The organism is Psychromonas aquatilis (assembly GCF_038155185.1).
GTDB lineage: Bacteria > Pseudomonadota > Gammaproteobacteria > Enterobacterales > Psychromonadaceae > Psychromonas > Psychromonas aquatilis.
On sequence record NZ_JBAKAZ010000328.1, the window covers coordinates 1 to 221 of the forward strand.

Here is a 221-nt window from a genome sequence, read left to right on the forward strand (position 1 = left end):
GCCAATCCCAGTAGACATTGCTGCACCTGCTAATCCAATTGCTGAACCTGCGGTAACAATGGTAATTAAACGACGTCGTTCAAGAAGGTCACCAAGCGCCACTAATAGCACTACCCCTAACACATAACCCAACTGGGTCATGGTAATAATTAACCCCGTGGAGCCGATTGAGGTACCAAATACTTCCGCTAAGCTATGAAATAAAGCTTGCGCATAATAAA

The 221-nt window shown here is 44.8% G+C and carries 1 pseudogene; it reads right to left on the bottom strand.

The features are described 5' to 3' along the window. Nucleotides 1–221, bottom strand: a pseudogene (locus tag V6256_RS15725) (MFS transporter); the annotation flags it as partial.